Consider the following 19,111-nt stretch of genomic DNA (forward strand, 5'->3'; position numbering starts at 1 on the left):
AATAACCCATTCCATCGCACAAATACGCAAAGTCTCGCATCGATCAACGCTTGATGAATCTTCATCAAATCGTCATATTTTTGCCATATCCCGTCAGTGGCACGGGGCATTCCATCCATCCCCGCGCTCACGGCAGCCGTGGCGCTCACTCGCCCAGATAGGCAGCCCGCACGCGCGGGTCGCTGAGCAGGGTCTGGCCGGGCCCCGTCATGGTGATCAGGCCGGACTCCATCACATAGCCGCGATCGGCCAGCGCCAGCGCACGGCTGGCATTTTGCTCGACCAGCACAAGGGTCACGCCCAGGCCGTGCACGTCGCTCACGACCTCGAAGATCTTGTCCACCATGATGGGCGACAGGCCCATGGAGGGCTCGTCCAGCAGCAGCACCTTGGGCTGGCTCATCAGCGCGCGCGCCATGGCCAGCATCTGCTGCTCGCCACCCGACATGGTGCCGGCCAGCTGGTCGCGGCGCTCCTTCAGCCGCGGGAAGATGCCGAACATGCGCTCGATGTCGGCGGCAATGCCGGCCTTGTCGTTGCGCGTGTAGGCGCCCATGAGCAGGTTCTCGGTGATGGTCATGCGCGCGAACACGCCGCGCCCTTCGGGCACCATGACCAGGCCCTGGGCCACCAGATCCCATGCGCCCACGCCCCGGATGCTGCGGCCCAGGTAGTGGACATCGCCGTCCGCCATCTGCAGGCTGCGCGTGACGGCCTTCATGGTGGTGGTCTTGCCGGCACCGTTGGAGCCGATCAGCGAGACCAGCTCGCCCTGGCGCACCTCGAAGTCCACGCCCTTGACGGCCTGAATGCCGCCATAGGCCACCTTCAGGCCCTCGACCTTCAGCAGCACCGGAGGGGACACGCCCTTGTCTTGCTCTTGCTCGCCCATGGTTCAGTGTCCTCCCGTGCCCAGATAGGCTTCGATCACCTTGTCGTTCTTCTGCACCTCGGCCGGCGTGCCTTCGGCAATGGGCTTGCCATAGTCGAGCACGGTGACGCGGTCGCACAGGCCCATGACCAGCTTCACGTCGTGCTCGATCAGCAAGATGGTGCGCTGGTCGCGGCGGATGCGGTCGATCAGCTCGCGCAGCTGCACTTTCTCGGTGGCATTCATGCCGGCGGCAGGCTCGTCCAGCGCGATCAGTTGCGGGTCGGTGGCCAGGGCGCGGGCGATTTCCAGGCGCCGCTGGTCGCCGTAGCTCAGCGTGCGGGCCTTGAAGTCCGCGTACTTGGAGATGCCCACGTAGTCCAGCAATTCACGGGCGCGCGCGCGGATGGCGGCCTCCTCGGCCTTGAAGCCGCGCGTGCGCAGCACCGCGCCGATCAGGCCCGAGTGCGTGCGCACATGGCGCCCGACCATCACGTTCTCCAGCGCCGTCATCTCGGCAAACAGCCGGATGTTCTGGAAGGTGCGCGCAATGCCGGCCTTGGCCACCTTGTGCACGGCCGTGGGCTCGTAGGCCTTGCCGGCCAGCTCGAAACTGCCGCTGTCGGGCGTGTACAGGCCCGTGATCACGTTGAAGAAGGTGGTCTTGCCCGCGCCATTGGGTCCGATCAGTCCGTAGACCTGGCCCCGGCCAATGGTCATGCCCACATCGGACAGCGCCTGCAGCCCGCCGAAGCGTTTGGAAATGCCCGAAACCCTGAGCACCGGAGCGCTGGAGCTGTTGTCTGCCGTATTCGCCATCTGCGGTTTCTCCATGCTCAGGACTGGTGCGGCAGGTTCTTGCCATGCTCGGGCGACGGCCACAGGCCGCGCGGACGCATCAGCATGATGACGATCATGGCCAGCGCGATCAGCAGCTGGCGCAGGATGGAGGCATCGAGCCGCCCATCGGTCATCTGCTGCAGGGGACCGGCCACATAGCGCAGCACCTCTGGCAACGCCGACAGCAGCACCGCACCCAGGATCACGCCGGGCAGATGGCCCAGGCCGCCGAGCACCACCATGGCCACGATCATGATGGACTCCATGAGGCTGAACGACTCGGGCGAGACGAAGCCCTGGAAGGCCGCGAACATGGCGCCCGAGACACCGCCAAAAGAGGCGCCCATGCCGAAGGCCAGCAGCTTCATGTTGCGCGTGTTGATGCCCATGGCCTTGGCGGCGATCTCATCCTCGCGGATGGCCATCCAGGCGCGGCCTATGCGCGAGTCCTGCAGGCGCCAGCAGATCACGATGCTGACCAGCACCAGGAAGAGGAACAGGTAGTAGTACAGCGTGACCGAGCTGATGTCGTAGCCGAAGATCTCCTGGCGCTTGGCCAGGTCCAGCCCCAGGATCTTGACCGAGTCGATCTGGCCTATGCCTTTGGGGCCATTGGTGATGTTGACCGGCTGGTCCAGGTTGTTCATGAAGATACGGATGATCTCGCCGAAGCCCAGCGTGACGATGGCTAGGTAGTCCCCGCGCAGCTTGAGCACCGGAATGCCCAGCAAAATCCCCGTGATGGCCGCCAGCAGCGCCGCCAGCGGTATCACCAGCCAGATGGAGGTATGCAGCCCGTCCGGGAACATGGCGGCAAAGCCCTCGAAGGTCTCCGCCAGATGCGGCGAGGCCATCAGCGCGAACATGTAGGCGCCCACGGCGTAGAACGCCACATAGCCCAGGTCCAGCAGGCCCGCGTAGCCCACCACCACGTTCAGGCCCAGTGCCAGCAGCACATAGAGCAGCGCCAGGTCGGCGATGCGCACCCAGGCATTGCCGAAATACTGCAGCACCAGCGGCAGCACCAGCAGCGCCAGGCCACCCAGGATCCATTGCACGGTCTTCTTGCTGTTCATGCGTCTCTCCTCAGGCGCGGTCGGCCACACGCTCACCCAGCAGACCCGAGGGGCGCAGCGTCAGGATGATGATGAGCACGATGAAGGCGAAGATGTCGGTGTAGTGGCTGCCCAGCACGCCACCCGTGAGATCACCGATGTAGCCCGAGCCAATGGACTCGATCAGCCCCAGCAGCATGGCGCCGACCACGGCGCCCGCCAGGTTGCCGATGCCGCCGAACACGGCCGCCGTGAAGGCCTTGAGCCCCGGCAGAAAGCCCATGGTGTGGTGGGCCGTGCCGTAGTTGGAGGCGTACATGATGCCCGCGATGGCCGCCAGCACGGCGCCGATGATGAAGGTGGCAGAGATCACCATGTCAGGCTTGACACCCATCAAGGCCGCCACGCGCGGATTCTCGGCCGTGGCCCGCATGGCGCGCCCGAGCTTGGTGTAGTTGACCAGGTAGGTCAGCGCAGCCAGCGCAATCGCCGTGACCACCAGCACCAGGATCTGGGTGGGCGTGATCACCGCCGTGCCGATCTCGAAGGGCGTGCTCGGCAGCAGCGTGGGATAGGCCTTGTAGTTGGGCTTCCAGATGATCATGGCCAGCGTCTGCAGCAGCAGCGAGACGCCGATGGCCGTGATCAGGGGCGCCAGGCGCGGGCTGCTGCGCAGGCGCCGGTAGGCCACTTTCTCGATCACGAAATTCAGTGCGGCGGCCACCACGCAGGCGATCACCGTCGCCAGCAGCAGGATCAGCCAGCCCGGTGCGCCCGGCATGGCCTCCTGCATCAGGCCTATGCAGCTCCAGCTGGTCAGCGCCCCGACCATGAGCACCTCGCCATGGGCGAAGTTGATGAGCTGGATGATGCCGTACACCATGGTGTAGCCCAGGGCGATCAGGGCATACATGCTGCCCAGGACCAATCCGTTGATGACCTGCTGAAGCAGTATGTCCATATGCGCTCTCCCCTTTTGCTCAGGATGGAGACATTCAGCGTGCCTCGCATCCAAACGAACGGAGCCAGCAATGCCATGGTGGTGGAAGCTCTCCTGCCGCATCCCGGCTTGTGATCAGGAAGCCGCAGGGGATGGGCGATTCTAGGCACCCCCCGGTGGCCTGCAACGCCTTGTTGCAGCGGGGTTTCCCGAGGCTTTACAAGCCACGCGCTCTTATGTAGCACTGCAGCAATTTGCCGCAGCCAGCATGAACTCCTACCATCAACGGCAGTGCCGCCAGCAAGCGGTGGCCACGGAGAACCCCGATGAAATACCACGGCAGCTGCCACTGTGGCGGCATCGCTTTCGATGTGGAAGGCGAACTCACCCAGGTCATGGCCTGCAACTGCTCCATCTGCGCGCGCAAGGGCGCCCTCATGTGGTTCGTGCCCCGCGAACAGCTGCAGCTGAGCACGCCCGAGGAGCAGATGCGCTCCTACACCTTCCACCGGCATCTGATCCAGCACCGCTTCTGCCCGACCTGCGGCATCCACCCTTTCGGCGAAGCCACCGATCCCAAGGGCCGGCACATGGCGGCCGTCAACGTGCGCTGCCTGGAAGGCGTGGATGCCGAAGCCTTGCGCATCACGCGCTACGACGGACGGTCGGCCTGAGGCTGGCTTCAGGCCCGCAGCGCCTCCTCCTCCACATCGCGCAGGCGGTCCTTGCCGAAATACATCTCGGTGCCGACAAAGAAGGTCGGCGAGCCGAAGGCGCCGCGCTCGAAGGCCTGCTGCGTATTGGCCATGAGCCTGGCCTTGACTTCGGGCGTCTGGCTCGCGGCGACCAAGGCCTGGGCATCCAGGCCTGCATCGGAAAGCTCGACACCGATGACCTGCGCATCGTCCATCTTGCAGCCCTTCTCCCACATGCTGGAGAACACCGCATCGACATAGCGCTCGAAGCAGCCCATGTCCTGCGCGGCCACGGCCCCACGCATGATCTGCAGGGTGTTCACGGGAAAGTGCGGATTCATCCGGAAACGCGTGAGGCTGTGCCTGTGCACGAAGCGCTGCAGCTCCAGCGCCTCATAGGCGCGCTTGTTGGGAATGTCGGCATTGGCCTCGGCCGGGGAGCGGTTGTTGGCCAGCTTGAACAGGCCTCCCAGCAGGACAGGCACATATTCGAAGCGGATGCCGCTGCGCGCCTCGATCCGGGGAATGACCTGGTGGCAGAGATAGGCGTTGGGGCTGCCGAAGTCGAAGAGAAATTGCACCTTGGTGTTCATGGCGTGGCCTGCGGGAGTGGGAGGAAGTGACGATGCGATAAGGCAAGGCGGCTCACCACGGCTCCATCCAGGGACGGATCTCGGTCTCGTGCGTCCAGGCGTCGCGCGGCTGCTGGTGCAGTTGCCAGTAGAGGTCGGCAATGTGCTCGGGATTGAGGATGCCGCCCTGCTCCTTGAGGGCATAGCGCTCGGGGAAATTGCTGCGGATGAATTCGGTGTCTATGGCGCCATCGATCACGGGATGGGCCACATGGATGCCCTTGGGCCAGAGTTCGCGCGCCATGCTCTGCGCCAGGGCGCGCAGGCCGTGCTTGGCACCGGCAAACGCGGCAAAGCCCTCGCGCCCGCGCAGGCTGGCCGTGGCGCCCGTGAAGATGATGGTGCCCCGGCCGCGCGGCAGCATCACCCTGGCCGCCTCCCGCCCCATCAGAAAGCCGGCGAAGCAGGCCATCTCCCAGACCTTGAAGTAGACGCGCGCCGTGGTTTCGGTGATGCCGAAGCGCACATTGGCGCCGATGTTGAAGACGGCGACCTCGATGGGTGCGATCTCGGCCTCGATCTTCTGCACCAGGGCCACCATTTCCTCTTCCTTGCGCGCGTCGCTGCCAAAACCATGGGCTTCACCCCCTGCGGCGCGGATCTGCTCGACCAGCGGCTGGAGTTTGTCGGCATCGCGGCGGGTGACGCAGGCGATATAGCCTTCGCGCGCAAAGCGCCGGGCAATCGCCCCGCCCGTGGCGTCACCGGCACCGATGACGAGGATGGCTTTCTTGTCGGTCATGGAATCTCCGTGGATGAAGAGGTCAGTTCATTTTTTGAACTTTATGCACAGTAGGTTTAAAATCTGAACCCGTCAAGCGGGGAACTGCCCAATGAAATGGAACGAACTGGAAGAGGAGCGCTGCTCCATCGCACGCACGGTCTCGGTCATCGGTGACCGCTGGACGCTGCTGGTGCTGCGCGACTGCTTTCTGGGAGTGCGCCGCTTCGATGAATTCCTGGGGCGCCTGGGCATTTCACGCCCTATGCTGTCGGACAGGCTGGCCAGGCTGGTCGAGGCCGGCGTGCTCAAGAAGGTGGCCTACCAAGAGGCGCCGGTGCGGCACGAGTACCGCCTCACGTCCAAGGGACTGGACCTGCATCCCGTGGTCATGGCCATCGTGCACTGGGGCGATGTGCACATGTCCGGCGAGGAAGGCCGGCCCCTGCTGCACCGGCATTCGGTGTGCGGCCACACGTTCGATCCCCTGGTCGTCTGCTCGGAGTGCCACGCCCCCCTGCACGCGCGGGACGTGGCGGTGGAGCCCGGCCCGGGCGCCTAGCAACAAGGTCAGCTAGTTTGCTTGGCTGAGTCTGTGCAACAGACTGCTCCAACGACTCAAGGAGATCGGCAACACTTTTGGAGCCAAAAACCTTCAATATTTCGGTTTCTGGGGTAATCGTCCTGCCGGTGATTCCAGATAGCTGCTTTAGCTTCCCGAGCAAGGCACTAAGCTTTTCGGAAATCTGTTTCAGAGCGTCGTCATACTGCTGCTTGATAGTTGCGTTCACTAGCAGGAGCGAAGTACGCTCTGAAGAGAACTCCTGGTTGTATGGCTCTATAACGAAGATGGAATCTGCGGCAATGGCAGTTGCGGCATTATCAGTAAGTACTCTTGTCGTCACTCGATCTGGAAATATCAGATCACTAGAGTCTCGGCCTTTAGCATAGTCGTCAAATGTCTTCGACATTGAGGTTTTCATGAATCCGTTGGGCGCATAAATCGCATACACACTGCTATTCGCAAAGTCAAAACAGTGATTCAACTCGCTTATTCCATAGCAGTTTTTCAAATCTACGTTCAGCTTCATTTCTCCTCCTGGGAGTGCGTTAATGATCTACTGGGTCAGCTCTTCTTCTGTCGCAGCGCAGTGCTCTTTTGACGTGGAGGCTCTTTGACGATTTCTACTTTGCTTCATAGAAAATAGCATCTAGCATTGCCGCCCTTGCATGCCAAGCTTCTCGCTCCAGGGAGTCAGCTGGCTCAGGCGATTGCCACCACGGTGACTGCATGAGGCGTTCCACCACCTCTTCCCAATACCGTGCGTAATCAAGCTGGCCTGGACTGACAATGCCCACGTCCTGCGCGAGCTTCCTCCGGTTCTGCTTATCGACGCACAGGAACACATCCGGACGCTTCATGGCAAGCAATCGTGTCGCTGTTGCAAGACCGTCCCTACCGTTGCGATATGCCTTGAGATACTGAGCGATGAAACGGTCATAGTGCTCACGCCGAATCTCACCAACAAGGGGGATTTCATCAAGCGCCAACGAGAAGGCTTTGTTGCTGGCATTGATGCGTCCAGCAAAAGCCCCTGCACCTTTCATACTTCCAAACCAAGCCCAATTCTTGATTGGCTTACCCTTGTTCGGCAAGCCAGCAATGCTTTTACGCACATCAAGATCCATCTCATTGAAGTGCGCGTAGGTCTCAAAATATCTCCTAATTTCCTTGATTAGCATCAGTCGTTCTTTGAATCCGTGATACTTATCCTTCTTGATCTCTTCCAGATATTCGCTCCACTCCATTGGTAAAACTTTTGACTGTGCAGCCGATTTTTTTGCTACCTTGTCTCCGAATATATCTGCAACCCTCTTTAGATCTCGTGCCTTGACCTTCCACAGCTTTCGGTAGTTCTGAGCTTCATATCGATTAACCTCCCTGGCATCATCCCAATGACCTGCTATCACAGAAGCGATCTCATCCTTCAACGTCGGCTGTCCGTCTTCACTGGTGAGCAGCACAGACAGTTCTGAGTTCTTTGTTAGTGCACCAACAGTGAGATTTGGACTGCCAATTACGACTTCCCAAGCCGCACTGCTCCAGAACAAGTACACCTTGGGGTGGAACACACCGTTAGGCTGGAGGATGAATCTCACCTTCTTGGATCCGACAAACTGATCTAAAACGTCGGGGTGAGTCTGATAAAAGTGTGTGCCAATGACAGCTTTGACAATCCGGTCTTCATAGCTTACCAAGGCTCTGAAAACATCGGTATCAGCAGAGGCCCATGCAGTTGCAATGGAGATATGCGGATACTTCGCCACGAGCCGTTTCAGATGCTTTCGTAAGTCTGCATTGGTGCTGATCAGTTTCATGTATCCCTCTCCATTTTTTTGTCTTGTGTATGTCCGCTAGGCTGGAACGGCTCCGACCGTTGCCTAAGCTGTGAGGTCCGGGGACCGGCGACAGCCAAGGCGTCGAAGCTCCCGATTAAGCCGTCAACGATTGCAGCCTGTTGAGAATATCCATTGGATCTGGTGGATTGGTTCTCGCAAAGAACTCTGTCCCCACTAAGATGGGCTGATATTTGATGTCGTAGCGATCAACCATTTCAGCAGCCCTTCCAATAAATATCATGTCATTGAAATGCTCCGGGGCTTTGTAGTGCCTGACCAGACGCGGAGGTAGCGCAGCATCAACAATGGTGTCGCCTCCTAAAGAGATCCACGCATGAACCTTCTGCTCACCTTGTAAATGCTCTGTTGCCAACACCTCTTGCTGCAGGCTCTCCAAGGTTGTCTCAAACTCATCCGTGGCACCAACCCAGACATTCCCAAGAACGATGTTCGCAGGTATGCCCTGATTGTTCAGGTGAGCAAAGATGTTGGTAGAAAGTGTTTGGCAAGAGTTACCCCAGTAGCCTGGCACAACTCGGTCCAATAACCCTGAAAGCTCGCCTAGTAGTTGAGAAGTCGCACGAAGAACACTGTCGTCAATGTGCGCTTCAGTAGAAATGATCGCTGGCCTGGTAAAGCCCAACTTGGCAGACTCTGCAAGAGCCTTGATCAACATGCCACGGTAGACCTCCGTGTACCCCAAGATTTCTTCGTCACTCATACCCAAACGCATTCCTTCTTTCTGATTTTTTCAACGGGCATAACGAGCTATACAGCCACCACACATCCACTCCCCGTCATCGTAGATGCCTCCCGTCAGGTCGGTTCGTTGGTGGCACCAACCACACATGCCATAGTTGGTCGTGTCCTCATACCGATACCGTTCAGGCTCTCTATAGCCCTTCTGGTTGGACGGAAGTAGCTTGGGATCAGGAGGCGTGGCAAACCTACCGCAGTTGCTGCACCAGTGTCCACCATGATGCTCAATCGTGCTGGCCTTCTTGCAGAACGGACACACCACTTGGTCAGTTGGCACCAAGGGCACGACATTGACCGGCACCAGTTCAGCAATGCTCTCCACTCTGCGGCAGCTCATGCCGTTGTTGTTCAGGTGGTTCAGCAGGGGATCAAAGCCTTTGTCGCCACTGAGCGCGAAGCATTCGGTGTCAGATGCTGTCTCAAAGGTCCTGCCAAGCTCAAAGGCAATGTGGAAGTCCAGAGCGTTCTTGCCAGCGCCTGAGATTTTCAGGAAGTCCACGCGGCTGAACCTGTGGGCCGTGGCGGGCTTCTTGGAAGCCTTTGGAGGGTTCTGGTTGGCCCCCACGAAGATGATGACCCTGAAGCTCTCATCCAACGGTGACAAGTCAACCTTGTGCTTGTTCTCCAGATCAACTAGCAACAGCTTTTTACTCTGCATCTTTTCTTCGTCCCCCATGCGACTGACCAAAAAAAAGCACCCATAAGGGTGCTTCTTTTTTTGCTACAAGTTTTCAATCAACTTCAACACTTCACCGATGGTGTTGGCACCATCAATTTTGCTGTTGTCAAAGGCCATCATGTAATGATAACGGTAGCCTGTTTCATGGGCTATCTGATTGGCCTGTGACTCCCAAATCTTGCCAAGCCTCAGCTTATCCTTTGAGTCTGAATTGTCACGGTCATCGCCCTTCGTCTCAATGACAACAATGTTCTTGTTCTCCGTCAGAACCACAAAATCTGGATAGTGATTGAGGAAGCCATTGATGGCAAAACCCTTTCCTCGCTCCAGATTGCGGGTCCACCAAACAACGTTCTCCAGTTCAGCCACGCCACGAATCGTGCGTGCTTCCAGCGAGTTCACCCCCGCCTCAGTGACATACAAACTCTTGCTGATGGCCGGAGCGTTCTCACTAGGTGTGATCGTTGCAGGAAACGCGAACGTTGGCCGAAGCTTGACCTTCTGAATGGTCAGCCAGTTGCTAAATTCTTTTGCCGCATAGTCACTAGCCAAGCTCTGGATCTTTTCCTTGATCACCTTGACGTAGGCGTAGTCACGCTCAAGGCAGTCTGTGCGCTGCTCATGACTCATGGCCTGAACAATGCGGGTCAAGTAGTGCTTTACGTCGTTATCTTCAATCGGATAAAAAGCGTTCTTCCCGATAAGACTGAACAGTCTTCCAACGATGGAAGTGATCTGACCTGACGGTGGCTGGCTTCGGATGATGCTGTTGAGCCGTTCCTTCTCAGCCTTCTTGACAGCCTTGAATGCAGGCGCACTTTCCCCATTGCCAATCTCTTGCGCATCTACTGCATAGACGTCTGCCTCAATAGCAGTGAAGTTGACCGTGGCATCTAGATTTGCCAACACAAAGTTGGACAGCAGGTTCTCTTTAGCCAGCTTATGCCACTCATCACCAGCGTCAAAGAAGCCACCGTCCGAAGGCACCTTGATGAAGAATTGAGGCAGCTTGATGGCCTGCACAGACTGCTCGAACATAGGTTTTATCTTGTGTTCGTTCATGTGCGCTTTCAACTCTTCAGGGGAGCTATCCCCCGTGGCATCTTTGGCCTGTTGTTCAAATTGTTTGGCTTGTTCAACGGCCTGCGCCTTGATCGCTTCTACTCCTGCAACAACAGGGTTGCTAGGCGTGGCTTCGGCTCCTTGCTCGCCAATAGCCTGCTCACCCTCTGAGGTATCGGTGGCTTGCTGAACAGCCTGCTGTTCCCAGTTTGGATTGAGCTTGCTCGTCTCCACCTCCAACACGTCAGCAGCATCACCAGACGGATGCGCTGGTGTGGTGTCAGTTGGCAGCGGCAAAGGAAGGCTCTGCTGATCAGACTGCGGCGCTGGATCGACCGGAATAGACGAGAGATCGACCTCCCGATAGTCACGCTTGGAAAAGCCTGCCTTGTTCAGACCAGCCACCACCTGGTTCAGCGTGCTCTGGAACTGGCTAGAAGACGTGAAGACATAGCTCAGATTAAGCAGTTCCACACTGTGCTTGCGTGTGTAGGGCATACGCAGAACACGGCCCAAAATCTGGGTCACATCAACAACCGAAGACTTGTTTGCCAGCGTCGCTAACACATAAGCAAACGGGCAGTCCCAACCTTCCTTCAAGGCATTGACGGTGATGATGTATCGCACCTGACATGTGCGACTGAGCAAATCAACACCCTTCAATTCGTTCACATTGGCTGTCTTGATGGCTATGTGTTCGGGAGGAATGTTGAGATCGACAAGAATCTCACGCACCTTCTCAAAGGTGGTCGTATCGTCTTTGGTCTTCGGTTCAGCCTGGAACAGCACAATAGGCCGAATGTAGCCACCGCCATTCGCTTCTGCTTTCTTGGCGAACTCTTCCAGTTGGCGGCGCATGTTGAGCGCGGCCATGATCACATCTTCTTGACTGCGCTGGTTGGCAACAATCACCGGCAACTTCACCATGTGCTGCTTCTTGAGCCGCAGCGCATCAACGTAGCTAATGATGTTGCTGTTATCGCGGGGCGTAGCAGTCAGGTCAAAAATGAAGCTTGGGTTGAGGTTGCGAAGCATGTCAACCGACAATGTGCTTTCGGCATTGTGGCTCTCGTCTACCACGACGATAGGCTTCAGGTTGCGCATGACGTTGATGAGCGCCGAAGGATCAGTATCCTCAAGAGGCTCTACAACTTCGGTCTGATCATTTAAGAATGAAGCGAGATAACCGTTTTCTTTAAAAGCCTTCCTATTCTCTTTGTTCGTCGCTTTCAAAGAATCGAAAGACATGACAACTACGGAAAGCTGTTCTTTTACGGTGTCGGCATTGAAGCCAGCACCTTGCAGAACGTCAGCTTTCTCATAGACCTGCACACGCCCATTGAACAGATCGTTCAAACGCTGACGATAGGGGTGATCGATGTTGGACAGATTCTTGACAGTCTGCTCAAGAATGGTCAGGGAGGGAACCAGCCAAACCACGAACTTTGGACGAGTCGGGTTGTATTCAGAGAACGCAGAGAAAATTCTTTCCAAAGCATTGACTGCAATGAAAGTCTTACCACCGGCAGTCGGAACCTTCACGCAGACATGAGGAACTTCCTTGATGTTGTTCTTGTAGACCTGATTAAGAACGCCCCGTTCTTGCCAAAACTTGGCAAAAGCGTTTGGAAGATGGCCCTTGCACTCAAGCAGGGTATCCAGATAAACACTCAAATCAGTGAGCACATCGGCCTGATAGTCTTTCAGCTCCATTTTTATCTTTCTTCTTAGAAACGAGTGATATCGCGCGGAATGCGCTTGAACGTGATTGAGTGCTTGTAGAGGAAATCCTTATCCAAAGCGCACTTATCGGCATAAATAGTAAACTGTTCTGGACGAGCCGAAAGAGACTTCAGATTCAAGCTACCCAGAAAGTCAAGATCAAGAGTTGTGACTTGATCACGCTCATAGCGAAAGACCCACAAAGCCGTTTCCGTTGCACCTAATGCATACGGACTTACTGGGTTTTCTTGAGTGAATCGTTTCTCAGCAGGAAGATTTTCTGTGTATGCAACATAGTCTCTGATGGCATTAACCCCAACTTCTTCGTTGAGGTTCTTATCCTCCTTGAACAAAGCAGCCCCAACGGTATAGAAATCAAATCCACCACCTAACCCAACTACAGCTTTTGAACCTTCGCCATACCCATTGATCACACGTCGTACACGCTCGGCAGTGATTGCCTCAGCATAATCCATCATTTCACACATGATAAATCGACGATTTCCACCATCTTTTTTATTCAACTTCAATACTGCATGTGCCGTCGATCCAGAACCCGCATATGAGTCAAGCACCACAGAATTTTTATCCGAAGCCCCCATTTGCATAAGGTGATCTAGCAACTTAGTCGGCTTTGGGTTGTTAAAGACCTTCGGACCCAAAATGGAGTCAAGCTCCTGAGTGCCATCACGATTTCGACCAAAGTCCTTTTCAACCAATAGGCTGCGCGGGGTAACTCCCTCCAAGGGCTCCCAAGTTCTTGTGTAGATTCGCCATTCGTTCGTTTTTTTCTCCCGAATAAATTCAAGTTCGTCGCGTCGATCTTTAACCGAGGTTTCAGACCAGCGCCAAGAAGTTGTCGGGTTATTTGGGTCTGGGTGTGGCGGGGACACGGAGGTTCCATCGGGGCAGTCGATGGGAAAATCCATAGATTCACTATAGGTGAGACTTGTCTTGTCAAGACGCTCAAGATAGTAACGACGACCATTTTCAATCTTGTTGTACTTGGCGGTCATTGCAGGACTCTCATGCAAAACACGGCTAATTTTTGCCAATTGCTTGCGCTTGGCATAACAGAGTACGTACTCGTGCTCTGTTGCTACGTGCTCACTGTCGTCACCACCCCCCGCTTTTCTCTTCCATACAAAAGTTGCAAGCAAATTCTGAATTCCGAAGATTTCATTTAAAAGTAGCTGTAGGTGGAAAACCTCGTTATCGTCAATTGAAACAAAGATTACCCCATCCTTCGCCAATAACCGATGAAGCAATTTCAAGCGCGGATACATCATGCACAGCCACTTATCATGCCGACTTAGATCATCGCCCTCTTTTCCGACGACTTGACCAAGCCATTTTTTGATCTTCGGATCATTTACAGCATCGTTATACACCCAGCCTTCATTACCTGTGTTGTAAGGAGGATCAATGTAAATGCAATTTACCTCTCCCTCAAACTCAGGAAGCAGACTTTTCAACGCCTCTAAGTTGTCTCCATGAATGATACGATTGTTAGTAGAGTTGACCGGCAAACCTTCATTTGCCTTGAAAATGTACTGCTTATCCAGTAGGCGGAACGGCACATCATGATGGTGGTTGACCACCTTATTTTTTCCCACCCAGTTGAGCGTCGGCATAAATCTGTCTTCTTGTCAGCCACCGGCAAATTTGCCAGTGTATGTTTATCGGAATCTGTGTAATCTCTACTCGCCAGCTTCTTCATCCCACTTCCGCAGAACAGCTAGCTTTTCAGAAATCTTGACTTCAAGACCTCTTAGGACTGGTTGATACCAGCCAGGTTCTTCTATGCCGTCGGGCAAGTAAGTCTCGCCAGCAGCATAGGCATTGGGTTCATCATGAGCATACCGATACTCATGACCGTAGCCCAGTTCTTTCATCAACTTTGTTGGAGCATTGCGAAGATGCACAGGAACCTCACGGCTCTTGTCCTGCTTCACGAAGGCTTTAGCCGCGTTGTAGGCGTTGTAGCCAGCGTTGCTCTTGGCAGCAACAGCTAGATAGATTACAGCTTGCCCCAAGGCCAGCTCACCTTCGGGGCTTCCCAGCCGCTCATAGGTCAAGGCAGCATCGTTGGCTATCTGCATGGCCCTTGGATCTGCCAAGCCAATGTCTTCCCAAGCCATGCGAACGATGCGCCGTGCCAGATACCTTGCGTCTGCGCCACCGTCCAACATGCGTGTGAGCCAGTAGAGGGCCGCGTCTGGATGTGACCCGCGCACCGACTTGTGCAAGGCTGAAATCTGGTCGTAGAAATTGTCCCCGCCCTTGTCAAAGCGCCGACTGTTCAAGGTCAAGGCGTTCTGCAAGAAGTCAGCCGTGATAGTAGTGATACCCGAAGCTTTTGCTGCTGTGCTGGTCTGCTCCAGCAGGTTCAAGAAGCGCCGTGCGTCGCCGTCTGCGTAGCCAATGATGGTGTCCCTAGCAAGGTCGTCAAACACCAGATGGCCGAGGGCAATTTCTTGAGCACGCTTCAAGAGCAGCTTCAGTTCTTCGTCGGTCAGCGACTTCAGGACATAGACCTGAGCACGCGATAGCAGCGCCGAATTGACCTCAAACGAAGGGTTCTCAGTCGTGGCCCCAATGAAGGTCACAAGCCCACTTTCGGCATAGGGAAGAAGAGCGTCTTGCTGCGACTTATTGAACCTGTGAATTTCGTCCACGAACAAGATCGTGTGCTTGCCCATAGCCAAATTCTGCTGCGCTTGCTCCATAGCAGCACGGATGTCTTTGACACCTGAGAACACCGCAGACAAGGCGATGAACTCACACTTGAAGGCCGTAGCAGTAAGTCGGGCCAAGGTCGTTTTGCCAACGCCTGGCGGCCCCCAAAAGATCATGGAGTGAGGTTTGCCCGACTGAAAGGCCAACCTCAAAGGCTTACCGTCACCCAGCAGATGCGACTGTCCAACAACCTCGTCCAAGGTCTTCGGACGGAGGGCTTCTGCCAGTGGAGCGGAGGGCTCTTGTGCGAACAGATCAGCCATGCTTCACCCCCACTGAACAACGGGTAAGCACAATAAATTGCACAAACGACTTTCTAAGCCATTGATTTATAAAATGGTTGACAGCTTTGTTGAAGCGGTGGATCTCGTCCACGAACAGGATGGTGTGCCTGCCCATGGCCAGGTTCTGCTGGGCCTGCTCCATGGCCGCGCGGATGTCCTTGACTCCGGAGAACACCGCCGACAGCGCAATGAACTCGCACTTGAAGGCAGTGGCCGTGAGCCGGGCCAGCGTGGTCTTGCCCACGCCGGGTGGCCCCCAGAAGATCATGGAATGCGGCTTGCCCGACTGGAAGGCTAGGCGCAGCGGCTTGCCTTCGCACAGCAGGTGGGACTGGCCCACGACCTCGTCCAGGGTCTTGGGCCGCAGGGCTTCGGCCAGTGGTGCGGAGGGCTCCTGGGTGAACAGATCAGCCATGGGGCAGCTCTCTCGAAAGCCGCTCCCCGCACGCGAGGTGCGGCAGCCCGTGTTGCGGATTCTTCGCCAAAGGGAACAGATGCAGTTGCAGAACCATGGCGCCATTGTCCACGCCATGGCTGGCGCAGGTGCGCCAGGCCTTGATGCCTGATGTCGGCCGTGGACTGAAACTCCTGATCTTCAGACGGGAATATGGCCATCGCCTCCAGGCATGTCACTGAAACGACATGGATTGTTTGCATGCACCCCATCAAGAGCAATCACTGACATTTCACACCTGCTTCGGGCCGCAGCCCTAAAATGCTGCCCTTTGCGGAGCCGGCCGCGCGATCCGCGCGCGACCTTCGGGCCTGCGTCATCGCAGCCTTCCAACCCCGCGCCTCCCTCCGTTTACGGAACCGCCTGCCATGCGGCAATGCGGGGCCTTTTCATTTCTGCATCCATGCAAACACTCAAGACCAGGGACCTGATCGCCCTAGGCTTCATGACCTTTGCGCTGTTCCTCGGCGCGGGCAACATCATCTTTCCGCCCATGGTCGGCCAGGGCGCCGGCGAGCACGCGGCTGCCGCGGCCACGGGCTTCCTGCTGACGGGCGTGGGCCTGCCCCTGCTCACGGTGGTCGCACTGGCGCGCGTGGGCGGCGGCATGGACGCACTGACCTCGCCCGTGGGCCGCAAGGCCGGAATGGTGCTGGGCCTGCTGATCTATCTCATCCTGGGGCCGCTGTTCGCCACGCCGCGCACGGCGACGGTGTCGTTCGAGATGGGCTTTGCGCCCTTCATGGGCCACAGCAGCACAGCCCTGTTCATCTACTCTGCCGTGTACTTCGCCCTGGTCATGGGCCTGTCCCTGTTCCCGGGCAAGCTGATCGACAACATCGGCAAGCTGATCACGCCCGTGTTGATCCTGGCGCTGGTGGTGCTGGGCGCCGCCGCCGTGCTGCTGCCGGCCGGGGAGGCCACCAGGGCCAGTGGCGACTACCTGGTGTCGCCGCTGACCGAAGGTTTCCTGGAGGGCTACCAGACCATGGACGCGCTGGGGGCGCTGGCCTTCGGCATCGTCATCGTCAACGCCATCCGTGACCGCGGCATCTCCGATACCGGCCTGCAGACGCGCTACGCCATCGTCGCGGGCGTGATCGCCGCCGTCGGACTGGGCATGGTGTATCTGTCGCTGATCCATCTGGGCGCCACCAGCCAGTCCATCGCCCCGCAGGCACAGACCGGCGTGCTCATCCTCACGCGCTATGTGGATCACACCTTCGGCCCCATCGGCAGCCTGCTGCTGGCCGTGGTGATCTCCCTGGCCTGCCTGACCACGGCCGTGGGCCTGGTCAGTGCCTGCGGCGCCTACTTCAGCCAAATGCTGCGCCTGCCCTACCGTGCAGTGGTGGTGGCCATCGGCCTGGCCTGCATTCTGGTGTCCAACCAGGGCCTGGCCCAATTGATCGCCGTATCCGGACCCGTGCTCGTGGGCATCTACCCGCTGGCCATCGCCCTGGTGGTGCTGAGCCTGCTGTCTGGCCTGTGGCGCAATGCGCAGCGGGTGTTCGCACCGGTGCTGGCCGTGGCCCTGTTGTTTGGTCTCATCGATGCAGCCAGGGCTGCCGGCTGGCAGGACTGGCTGCCCGCGTTCCTGAACAGCCTGCCGGGCAACGGCATGGGCTGGGCCCTGCCCGTGGCCGCGACCCTGGTGCTGGCCGCCCTCCACGACCGGCTGCGCCCTGCGCCCGCCGCCGCGCTCAAGCCGTCCTGAACCTTGACATGAGTTCGACCAGCTGATGGGCCTGCTTGCGCAGGCTCTCGGCGGCCGAACTGGTCTGCTCCACCAGCGCGGCGTTCTGCTGGGTGCCTTCCTCGATGCGGACGATGGCGCTGTTGACATGGCTCACGCCCGCGCTCTGTTCGCCGCTGGAATGGCTGATGGCGCCGATCATGCGCGAGACCTTGGCAATCGCCTCCTGCACCGAGGCCATGGTCGCGCCCGCACTGTCCACCTCCTGGGCGCCCAGGGCCACGCGCTGGGCGTTGGCCTGGATCAGGTCGCGGATCTCCCGCGCCGCACCCGAGCTGCGCTGGGCCAGCGTGCGCACCTCGGCGGCCACCACCGCAAAGCCCCGGCCCTGCTCGCCGGCCCGTGCGGCCTCCACGGCCGCGTTGAGCGCAAGAATGTTGGTCTGGAAGGCAATGCCGTCGATCACCTCGATGATGCTGACCACGCGTTCGGACGCATCCTGGATGCTGCGCATGGTGCCCACGACGGCCGAGATGGCATCGCCGCCGCGCGTGGCAATGTCGCTGGCGGAGGAAGCCAGCAGGTTGGCCTTCTCTGCGTGATCGGCATTGCCACGCACGGTGGAGTCGAGCTGGTCCATGGAGGATGCCGTCATCTGCAGGGCCGACGCCTGCTGCTCGGTGCGCTGGGCCAGGTCGCTGTTGCCCGCTGCGATCTGCGAGCTGGCGGATGCCACCTGCTCCGCATTGCCGCGCACTTCCACGACGATGCTGCGCAGCTGTTCCTGCATGGCGCCCAGCGCCCGCAGCAGCTGGCCCAGCTCGTCGCGGCCGCCGCTCGCTATGGCATTGGTCAGATGGCCACGGGCCACGTTCTCGGCCAGCCGGACCGCGCTGCGCAGCGGTGCCACCACGGCGCGGGTGATGAGCCAGCCAATGGCCACGCCGGCCACGGCCGCCACCAGCATCAGCGCCAGGCTCAATTCCGTGGCGCGCCTGCCGCTGCTGTAGGCATCATCGGCCACGGACTTGCTCTGGGCAGCGATGCCGGCCTTGAGCCGGGACAGCAGCTCGGCCGGCTCGCGGTCCACGCCGCGCACGGCCATGTCGCCCACGGAGGGGTCGAAGCCCGTGGCCTCGAACTTGTCCAGGCCCACGCGATAGCCCTCGGCCATCTTGCGGTGCTGTGCCACAAAGCGCTGGGCCATCTCGCGCAGGGCGGTGTCTTCCACCAGGGCCAGCAAGGCGGTGGTCTTGTCCTGCACGGCGCGCTCATCGGACAGAAAGCCCTTCCAGTGCCGTTCGCGCAGCGCGTTGTCCGAGCCGCGCAGCAGCACGTTCTTCCATTCCTGGACCTGGGTCTTGAAGTGGCCTTCCACTTCTGCGGCAAGGCGCTCTGCGGCCATGTGGCGCTGTACGTCGCCGTGAAAGACGCCAAGGGATTGATGGGCCGACCAGAGGCCGAAGAATCCGGCGGCCAGGGTGAATAGCAGCGCCATGGCAATGGCGAGCGGCAACTTGCGACTGAGGTTCATAAAGACATGCGAGAGCCGGCCAGCATGT

Annotated in this window: 17 protein-coding genes; 3 read left to right on the forward strand and 14 right to left on the reverse strand. The window is 58.2% G+C overall.

The window, feature by feature from the left end; all coding sequences use genetic code 11:
- Positions 1-145 precede the first annotated feature (145 nt).
- The 4 genes from AC5I49_RS14655 to AC5I49_RS14670 are packed head-to-tail and all read right to left on the reverse strand — an operon-like array spanning position 146 to position 3,727.
- A complete protein-coding gene (locus AC5I49_RS14655; RefSeq protein WP_016445776.1) occupies positions 146-892 on the reverse strand; it encodes an ABC transporter ATP-binding protein in 747 nt (248 codons plus the stop codon).
- Between the two features lie 3 nt (positions 893-895).
- Complete coding sequence (locus AC5I49_RS14660) at positions 896-1,690, reverse strand: ABC transporter ATP-binding protein (RefSeq protein ID WP_016445775.1); 795 nt, start codon at positions 1,688-1,690, stop codon at positions 896-898.
- Between the two features lie 17 nt (positions 1,691-1,707).
- Positions 1,708-2,787 carry an ABC transporter permease subunit gene (locus AC5I49_RS14665; RefSeq protein WP_016445774.1) on the reverse strand — a complete coding sequence of 360 codons (1,080 nt, stop codon included), beginning with the start codon at positions 2,785-2,787 and terminating at the stop codon, positions 1,708-1,710.
- Between the two features lie 10 nt (positions 2,788-2,797).
- Entirely contained in the window at positions 2,798-3,727 is a 930-nt protein-coding gene (locus tag AC5I49_RS14670) for a branched-chain amino acid ABC transporter permease (RefSeq protein WP_016445773.1), read from the reverse strand.
- 305 nt (positions 3,728-4,032) lie between these two features.
- Here AC5I49_RS14670 and AC5I49_RS14675 point away from each other — a divergent pair, with 305 nt between their 5' ends.
- Entirely contained in the window at positions 4,033-4,380 is a 348-nt protein-coding gene (locus AC5I49_RS14675) for a GFA family protein (RefSeq protein ID WP_016445772.1), read from the forward strand.
- A gap of 8 nt (positions 4,381-4,388) precedes the next feature.
- Here AC5I49_RS14675 and AC5I49_RS14680 read toward each other — a convergent pair whose 3' ends face one another.
- The gene (locus tag AC5I49_RS14680) at positions 4,389-4,994 is read right to left on the reverse strand and encodes a 2-hydroxychromene-2-carboxylate isomerase (protein ID WP_016451108.1); all 606 of its coding nucleotides are present in this window, start codon (positions 4,992-4,994) and stop codon (positions 4,389-4,391) included.
- A 52-nt stretch (positions 4,995-5,046) separates the two neighbouring features.
- The gene (locus AC5I49_RS14685; protein WP_016445770.1) at positions 5,047-5,775 is read right to left on the reverse strand and encodes an SDR family oxidoreductase; all 729 of its coding nucleotides are present in this window, start codon (positions 5,773-5,775) and stop codon (positions 5,047-5,049) included.
- Positions 5,776-5,866: 91 nt separating this feature from the next.
- On the opposite strand from AC5I49_RS14685, the gene AC5I49_RS14690 reads away from it, so the two are divergent.
- Positions 5,867-6,316, forward strand: a complete 450-nt coding sequence (locus AC5I49_RS14690) for a winged helix-turn-helix transcriptional regulator (RefSeq protein ID WP_495789560.1) — start codon at positions 5,867-5,869, stop codon at positions 6,314-6,316.
- 623 nt (positions 6,317-6,939) lie between these two features.
- On the opposite strand, the gene AC5I49_RS14695 is transcribed toward AC5I49_RS14690, so the two are convergent.
- From AC5I49_RS14695 to AC5I49_RS14725, 7 genes are all read right to left on the reverse strand, one after another.
- Positions 6,940-8,133, reverse strand: coding sequence for a phospholipase D family protein (locus tag AC5I49_RS14695; protein ID WP_495789561.1), 1,194 nt, complete (start codon positions 8,131-8,133; stop codon positions 6,940-6,942).
- A gap of 115 nt (positions 8,134-8,248) precedes the next feature.
- Positions 8,249-8,875 (reverse strand): hypothetical protein, encoded by a 627-nt coding sequence (locus AC5I49_RS14700; RefSeq protein WP_495789562.1) that lies wholly within the window; start codon positions 8,873-8,875, stop codon positions 8,249-8,251.
- Between the two features lie 30 nt (positions 8,876-8,905).
- Positions 8,906-9,589: a PIN domain-containing protein gene (locus AC5I49_RS14705; RefSeq protein WP_495789563.1), complete on the reverse strand. Its 684-nt coding sequence runs from the start codon at positions 9,587-9,589 to the stop codon at positions 8,906-8,908.
- Between the two features lie 45 nt (positions 9,590-9,634).
- Positions 9,635-12,367 carry a DEAD/DEAH box helicase gene (locus AC5I49_RS14710; protein WP_495789564.1) on the reverse strand — a complete coding sequence of 911 codons (2,733 nt, stop codon included), beginning with the start codon at positions 12,365-12,367 and terminating at the stop codon, positions 9,635-9,637.
- Positions 12,368-12,381: 14 nt separating this feature from the next.
- Positions 12,382-14,010: a site-specific DNA-methyltransferase gene (locus AC5I49_RS14715; RefSeq protein ID WP_495789565.1), complete on the reverse strand. Its 1,629-nt coding sequence runs from the start codon at positions 14,008-14,010 to the stop codon at positions 12,382-12,384.
- Between the two features lie 66 nt (positions 14,011-14,076).
- On the reverse strand, positions 14,077-15,378 hold the full coding sequence (locus AC5I49_RS14720) for a replication-associated recombination protein A (RefSeq protein ID WP_495789566.1): 1,302 nt from the start codon (positions 15,376-15,378) through the stop codon (positions 14,077-14,079).
- Positions 15,371-15,814, reverse strand: a complete 444-nt coding sequence (locus AC5I49_RS14725) for an AAA family ATPase (RefSeq protein WP_495789567.1) — start codon at positions 15,812-15,814, stop codon at positions 15,371-15,373. The genes AC5I49_RS14720 and AC5I49_RS14725 overlap by 8 nt, the downstream gene beginning before the upstream one ends.
- A gap of 442 nt (positions 15,815-16,256) precedes the next feature.
- Here AC5I49_RS14725 and brnQ point away from each other — a divergent pair, with 442 nt between their 5' ends.
- Positions 16,257-17,570: a branched-chain amino acid transport system II carrier protein gene (gene brnQ / locus AC5I49_RS14730; RefSeq protein WP_017405195.1), complete on the forward strand. Its 1,314-nt coding sequence runs from the start codon at positions 16,257-16,259 to the stop codon at positions 17,568-17,570.
- On the opposite strand, the gene AC5I49_RS14735 is transcribed toward brnQ, so the two are convergent.
- Entirely contained in the window at positions 17,557-19,083 is a 1,527-nt protein-coding gene (locus AC5I49_RS14735) for a methyl-accepting chemotaxis protein (protein ID WP_017405194.1), read from the reverse strand. The genes brnQ and AC5I49_RS14735 overlap by 14 nt on opposite strands.
- Positions 19,084-19,111 lie beyond the last annotated feature (28 nt).

Source organism: Delftia sp., from assembly GCF_059499305.1.

Coding starts and splice junctions, on each gene's coding strand:
- AC5I49_RS14655 (WP_016445776.1), bottom strand. CDS start 892: ATGGGCGAGCAAGAGCAAGACAAGGGCGTGTCCCCTCCGGTGCTGCTG.
- AC5I49_RS14660 (WP_016445775.1), bottom strand. CDS start 1,690: ATGGCGAATACGGCAGACAACAGCTCCAGCGCTCCGGTGCTCAGGGTT.
- AC5I49_RS14665 (WP_016445774.1), bottom strand. CDS start 2,787: ATGAACAGCAAGAAGACCGTGCAATGGATCCTGGGTGGCCTGGCGCTG.
- AC5I49_RS14670 (WP_016445773.1), bottom strand. CDS start 3,727: ATGGACATACTGCTTCAGCAGGTCATCAACGGATTGGTCCTGGGCAGC.
- AC5I49_RS14675 (WP_016445772.1), top strand. CDS start 4,033: ATGAAATACCACGGCAGCTGCCACTGTGGCGGCATCGCTTTCGATGTG.
- AC5I49_RS14680 (WP_016451108.1), bottom strand. CDS start 4,994: ATGAACACCAAGGTGCAATTTCTCTTCGACTTCGGCAGCCCCAACGCC.
- AC5I49_RS14685 (WP_016445770.1), bottom strand. CDS start 5,775: ATGACCGACAAGAAAGCCATCCTCGTCATCGGTGCCGGTGACGCCACG.
- AC5I49_RS14690 (WP_495789560.1), top strand. CDS start 5,867: ATGAAATGGAACGAACTGGAAGAGGAGCGCTGCTCCATCGCACGCACG.
- AC5I49_RS14695 (WP_495789561.1), bottom strand. CDS start 8,133: ATGAAACTGATCAGCACCAATGCAGACTTACGAAAGCATCTGAAACGG.
- AC5I49_RS14700 (WP_495789562.1), bottom strand. CDS start 8,875: ATGAGTGACGAAGAAATCTTGGGGTACACGGAGGTCTACCGTGGCATG.
- AC5I49_RS14705 (WP_495789563.1), bottom strand. CDS start 9,589: ATGGGGGACGAAGAAAAGATGCAGAGTAAAAAGCTGTTGCTAGTTGAT.
- AC5I49_RS14710 (WP_495789564.1), bottom strand. CDS start 12,367: ATGGAGCTGAAAGACTATCAGGCCGATGTGCTCACTGATTTGAGTGTT.
- AC5I49_RS14715 (WP_495789565.1), bottom strand. CDS start 14,010: ATGCCGACGCTCAACTGGGTGGGAAAAAATAAGGTGGTCAACCACCAT.
- AC5I49_RS14720 (WP_495789566.1), bottom strand. CDS start 15,378: ATGGCTGATCTGTTCGCACAAGAGCCCTCCGCTCCACTGGCAGAAGCC.
- AC5I49_RS14725 (WP_495789567.1), bottom strand. CDS start 15,814: ATGGCTGATCTGTTCACCCAGGAGCCCTCCGCACCACTGGCCGAAGCC.
- brnQ (WP_017405195.1), top strand. CDS start 16,257: ATGCAAACACTCAAGACCAGGGACCTGATCGCCCTAGGCTTCATGACC.
- AC5I49_RS14735 (WP_017405194.1), bottom strand. CDS start 19,083: ATGAACCTCAGTCGCAAGTTGCCGCTCGCCATTGCCATGGCGCTGCTA.